At 65.5% G+C, this 5,168-nt stretch carries 5 protein-coding genes; 1 reads left to right on the top strand and 4 read right to left on the bottom strand.

Features of this window, described 5'->3' with window-relative positions:
- Window positions 1-175 precede the first annotated feature (175 nt).
- The 3 genes from AAC050_RS14455 to petA are packed head-to-tail and all read right to left on the bottom strand — an operon-like array spanning window position 176 to window position 2,906.
- On the bottom strand, window positions 176-1,051 hold the full coding sequence (locus tag AAC050_RS14455; protein WP_339915784.1) for a cytochrome c1: 876 nt from the start codon (window positions 1,049-1,051) through the stop codon (window positions 176-178).
- A 5-nt stretch (window positions 1,052-1,056) separates the two neighbouring features.
- Entirely contained in the window at window positions 1,057-2,361 is a 1,305-nt protein-coding gene (locus tag AAC050_RS14450; RefSeq protein ID WP_339915783.1) for a cytochrome b/b6, read from the bottom strand.
- 11 nt (window positions 2,362-2,372) lie between these two features.
- A complete protein-coding gene (gene petA / locus AAC050_RS14445) occupies window positions 2,373-2,906 on the bottom strand; it encodes a ubiquinol-cytochrome c reductase iron-sulfur subunit (protein WP_339915782.1) in 534 nt (177 codons plus the stop codon).
- 196 nt (window positions 2,907-3,102) lie between these two features.
- Here petA and AAC050_RS14440 point away from each other — a divergent pair, with 196 nt between their 5' ends.
- Window positions 3,103-3,552: a tRNA (cytidine(34)-2'-O)-methyltransferase gene (locus tag AAC050_RS14440; RefSeq protein ID WP_339915781.1), complete on the top strand. Its 450-nt coding sequence runs from the start codon at window positions 3,103-3,105 to the stop codon at window positions 3,550-3,552.
- Window positions 3,553-3,558: 6 nt separating this feature from the next.
- Here AAC050_RS14440 and AAC050_RS14435 read toward each other — a convergent pair whose 3' ends face one another.
- Window positions 3,559-4,821, bottom strand: a complete 1,263-nt coding sequence (locus tag AAC050_RS14435) for a dipeptidase (protein WP_339915780.1) — start codon at window positions 4,819-4,821, stop codon at window positions 3,559-3,561.
- Window positions 4,822-5,168: the final 347 nt, after the last annotated feature.

The raw sequence follows: 5,168 nt of genomic DNA, 5'->3' as shown, positions 1-5,168 counted from the left end.
AACTGGAGCGAAATCTGAGCCGAGTTGGACTGCGTCCAACTCAACCGATTTTGCTCCAGGGCGCACCTCCTCGCCTGTCGATGCGACAAAGGATCAGTCGCGCGCACGAAAAACCCGCCGGCGCGAACACCGGCGGGTCATGTCGTCCCGGGTCGGAACGGCGACTGGCTAGTGGCTAGTGGGCCACGCCTTTCCAGATCCGGCGGTAGCTGGCGTAGGTCAGGCCCGCGAACAGGAACAGGAAGATCATCACACCCAGTCCGGCCTGCTTGCGCTCGGTCGCCCGCGGGTCCGAGGCCCAGGCGATGAACGCGCCGACGTCCTTGGCATACTGGTCCACCGTCTCGGGCGCGTCGTCGTCATAGGTGACCATTCCGGCCGACAGCGGCGGCGGCATGGCGATAAAGCCCCCGGCCGGCGCATGGCCTTCGCCGTTCCAGAACGGGGTCATGTCGCCCGCCATATAGGGGTTGTAGTTCTGGCCCGGGCGGATCTGAAGACCGGCCGGAGCCTCCTCATAGCCCGACAGCAGCGAATAGATGTAGTTGGCACCGCCGTGGCGGGCCTTGGCCATCACCGACAGGTCAGGCGGGGCCGCGCCGCCGTTGCCCGCGGCCGCGGCCGTGGCGTTCGGATAGGGGGCGGGGAAGGCATCGGCCGGCGTGGCGTCGCGCATGATCGACTCGCCGGTCTCGGTATCGATGTCCGGCACCTGGATCTGGGCGGCCAGGGCCTTGACGTAGCGGTTCTCGGCCGGGCTGGCCGCATGCGGATCATAGAACGGACCGCCCGCCTCACCCAGATTGCGGAAATGCATCAGGTTCATGCTGTGGCAGGCCGCGCAGACCTCGCGATAGACCTTGTAGCCGCGCTGCAGCTGGCCCTGATCGAAGGTGCCGAACGGCCCCTCAAAGCTGAACCCGCCCGACCGCGGATGATGGGCCCCGCCCGACGCCAGCGCCGGAGACGTGACCGCCAGCATACCGACAGCGGCGACGAGGGTGACCAGGGTCTTGCGCATGGAGAGCACGTTCTTGTTGAGGGTCGTCATCGCGCTCAGCCCTTCTTCTCTGCAACGGCGGCAGGCTTGAGGACCGGCTCCGAGATCGACAGCGGCACCGTCAGCGGCGTTTCCTTCAGACCCACCCACGGCATGATGATGAGGAAGAAGGCGAAATAGTAGGCGGTGAGCAGACGGGCCAGCCACAGGAAGCTGTTCAGCTGACCGTCGAACAGGGTGAAGCTGGGCATGCCCGGCACCACCTCGGCGTCCGGCAGCTGACCGCCGCACCAGCCCAGGCCGACGCCGACCACCAGGAAGATCAGGAAGAAGATCTTCATGGTCGGCCGGTAGCGCATCGAGCGCACCTTGGACGTATCCAGCCACGGCAGGATGAACAGCACACCGATCGAGCCGAACATGGCCACCACGCCGCCGAACTTGTCCGGGATGGCGCGCAGGATGGCGTAGAAGGGCAGCATGTACCACTCGGGCACGATGTGCGGCGGGGTTTGCAGCGAGTTGGCCTGGATATAGTTGTCGGCGTGGCCCAGGGCTTCCGGCAGGAAGAAGACGAACAGGGCGAACAGCATCAGGAACAGGATGATGGCGAAGCCGTCCTTGACCGTGAAATACGGATGGAACGGCAGGGTGTCCTTGGCCTGGCGGTCCTTCGGGATCAGCACCCCGACCGGATTGTTCTGGCCCGCCACGTGCAGGGCCCACAGGTGCAGCACCACCACGCCGGCGATCACGAACGGCAGCAGATAGTGCAGCGAGAAGAAGCGGTTGAGCGTCGCGTTATCGATGCCCGGACCCCCGCGCAGCCAGATCAGCACCGGCTCGCCGATCAGCGGAATCGACCCGATCAGATTGGTGATGACCACCGCACCCCAGTAGGACATCTGGCCCCAGGGCAGGACGTAGCCGAGGAAGGCCGTGGCGATCATCAGGAAGAAGATCACGCAGCCCAGGATCCAGATCATCTCGCGCGGAGCCTTGTACGACCCGTAATAGAGCCCGCGCAGCATGTGCAGATAGACCGCGATGAAGAACATCGAGGCCCCGTTGGCGTGGACATAGCGAATGAGCCAGCCACTGTTGACGTCCCGCATGATCCGCTCGACCGAGGCGAAGGCTAGGTCGACGTTCGGCACATAATGCATGGCCAGGAAGATGCCGGTGGCGATCTGGACCATCAGGCACAGGGCCAGAATGCCGCCGAAGGTCCACCAGTAATTCAGGTTCCTGGGGGTCGGCAGCGACATGTAGTCGGCACCGAAGCGGATGATCGGCAGACGCGTATCGAGCCATTTCTCGACGCCGGTCTTGGGAACGTAGGTGGATTCGTGGTCGCTCATTGGGCTCGCCCTCAGCCGATCTTGATGCGGGTGTCGGAGAGGTAGGCGTACTCCGGCACGACAAGGTTCTTGGGGGCCGGTCCCTTACGGATCCGGCCGGAGGTGTCATAGGTCGAACCATGGCACGGGCAGAACCAGCCACCGTAGTCACCGGTCCCGAAGGTCGGGATACAGCCCAGGTGGGTGCAGACCCCGATCAACACCAGATACTGGCTATGACCGGCCTTGACCCGCGCCGCATCCGTTTCCGGATCTTTCAGATCCGTCAGCGGCGTCGTCACCGCTTCCTGGATTTCCTTGGGCGTGCGGTAGCGCACGAATACCGGCTGGCCCTGCCATTTGATGACGACCTGCTGGCCCTCCTGGACCTTGGTCACATCAAATTCGATCGACGCCAGCGCCAGGGTATCGGCGGCCGGGTTCATCGAATTGATCAGCGGCCAGGCCACCATCACACCCGCACCGGCGGCGGCTGCGCCGGCGGCGATATGGATAAAGTCGCGGCGGGTAGCGTCGCCATCGTTGGTCACGACCGATTCGGTCACGTCTTACTCCTCGATCGCCACGCCCGTCGCCCGATAGGGACGCCGTTGCCGCAGCACGAAAACCTTAGCCCACCCCTGCTGGACAGTATCCGGCCCGAGTTTGCGACGCATCGCCGCAAGCTGCTCACGCCTCCTGAGAAACGGTCGCATTTCGAGTCGCGACAAGTCCCAAAGGCGCGCGTATGAGGGCCTTAGAATGCGTCTCGCCCTTTTTCAACCAGCCATTCCTCAGAACGTCGGTGCCTGCATCCGTCTCGGTGCCTGTTTCGGCGTCGAATTGCACGTGATCGAGCCCGTCGGATTCACCTTCGATGATCGGGCGATGAAACGCGCGGCTCTCGATTACGGCCCCCTCGGACACATGATCCGACACGCCGGCTGGGACGCCTTCCAGGCCGACCGGGGTCCGGGACGGCTGGTGCTGTTCACCACCCGCGGTGCGACGCCGCTGAACGATTTCCGTTTCAAACCCGACGACACCCTGCTGTTCGGCAGCGAGACGTCAGGCGTCCCTGAGTCAGTTCATACTGCAGTCGACGCCCGGGTCGTGATTCCGCTCCGGCCCGAGGCCCGCTCGCTGAACCTGTCGGTCAGCGCCGGAATCGGTCTGTTCGAGGGCTTGCGGCAGACCGGTATCCTCGGCTGACAGGCCTCAGTCGGCGGCGTCATCAACGGCAAGGCGAGCCAGACCGGGTCGCTCGTCCACCTTGCTCGCCGCCACGGCCTCGACCGCCCGCATGACCCGCAGCATATTCTCACCGGCGATTTTGCGGATGTCGGCCTCGCTCCAGCCGTCGGCCATCAGGGCGGCCAGCAGGGCCGGATAACGGTCGACCCCGCCCAGCCCGTCCGGCAGGCTGCCGGTGCCGTCGAAGTCTCCGCCCAGGCCGACGTGGTCGATGCCGGCGACATCCCGCACGTGCTGGATATGGGCCACCACGTCCGCCAGCGTCGCATTGGGCCGGGGGTGAGCCTCCAGCCAGGGCTGCAGGGCAGCCTCCGCGGCGGCCTGGTCAGCCGGGGGCGGCACCAGCTTGGCGACCTCGGCCCCGACCTCAATGCTCCAGAGCCGGCTGGCCTCGCTGACGAAGCCCGGCACGAAGGTCACCATGACAATCCCGCCGTTATCGCGCAGCCGGGCCAGGACGTTGTCCGGTACGTTGCGATTATGTCCGGTCACGGCCCGCGCCGAGGAATGGGAGAAGATCACCGGGGCTTCCGACACCCGCAGCGCGTCCAGCATGGTGTCCTCGGACACGTGCGACAGATCGACCATCATACCCAGCCGGTTCATCTCGCGCACGACCTCTTCGCCGAACGGGTTCAGTCCGCCCCATTTCGGCGCGTCGGTGGCGCTGTCGGCCCAGCTGGTGGTTTTGGAATGCGCCAGCGTCATGTACCGCGCCCCGGCGTCGTGGAAGACTCGTAGCAGGGCCAGGGAATCATCGATCGAATAGCCCCCCTCCATGCCGATCAGCGAGGCGATCCGTCCCGACCGGTGAATCCGCTCGATATCGTCAGCGGTCGTCGCCAGGGCGAAGACGTCCGGATAGGCGGCGATCAGCCGCTTGACCGTGTCGATCTGTTCGAAGGTCTCCTTGGCCGCCTCGACCGGCGTCAGATCAGCCGGAACATAAACCGACCAGAACTGCCCCCCGACGCCGCCCGCCCGCAGGCGCGGGATGTCGGTCTGCAGCACCGTGGCGGCCTGATTCACCCTCAGGTCCACCGCATGGGGATCATTGCCGAAGCCTTCGCGCAGCGCCCAGGGCAGATCGTTATGCCCGTCGATCAGCGGCGTGGTGCGCAGGATCCTCAGAACCCGCGCCTCCCCCGCCGGATCGGCGCTCTGGGCCAGGGCCGGACCGGCCAGCGTCATCAGGGCAACAGCGGCGAGCAGGGCGGTACGGATCATGGCAACCTCCAAAACAGCGAACCGCAACGGTGGCACGGGACCGGGCTTTGGCAAAGCGAACCGGCCCCCAAAAGCTTTCGTCATCCCGGGGGCGCGCAGCGAACCCCCTCTGCTGTCGTCATCCCGGGGGCGCGCAGCGAACCCCGGGACCCAGCGGCGCGCGACAGCGCGATCTGTTCAGGCAGGGTCGCCCCCTCACATCCTTCTCCCCTCGAGGGAGAAGGTGGCTCGCAGCGCGAGACGGATGAGGGGGCTGTATCCGCAAAAATCCTGTCAGCCAGTCAGGTCCCACCAGCCCCCTCATCCGAGCGGCTCCGCCGCCCACCTTGTGTGTTGATCGTCTGATA

Source organism: uncultured Brevundimonas sp. (assembly GCF_963974615.1).
GTDB lineage: Bacteria > Pseudomonadota > Alphaproteobacteria > Caulobacterales > Caulobacteraceae > Brevundimonas.
The sequence above is the reverse complement of the archived record's forward strand: the minus strand, read 5'-3'. Positions and strand labels throughout refer to the sequence as shown.